Raw genomic sequence first — 298 nt, 5'->3', positions numbered from 1 at the left:
AGGTCGCTGGTGTCCACAGCGCTGACATCAACCCCGCACCGGCGCTGCACACCGAAGATCAGCCGCAGGATTTCAACGATCCCCGCTGGGAACATTGGCGGCAGACTGGTTCATGTCAGCGCTGTGGACACCGGGCCGCGCAGGAGTGAGTCCGCGGGGTTCTTGGTGGCACAGCCCGGCGCCTCCGTCACAGGTCCGCCCCCTGCCCGCTGCCTGCGCGGGGTCCGGAGGTCATGGTTCGACGCCGGCTCCGCCCCGAGTCGGCCCGAGTCGGCCCGAGTCGGCCTACTCCACGAGG

Origin of the sequence: Actinomyces sp. HMSC075C01, from assembly GCF_001812965.1 — a bacterium.
Classification (GTDB): domain Bacteria; phylum Actinomycetota; class Actinomycetes; order Actinomycetales; family Actinomycetaceae; genus Actinomyces; species Actinomyces acetigenes.
Note: the sequence above shows the minus strand (reverse complement) of the source record.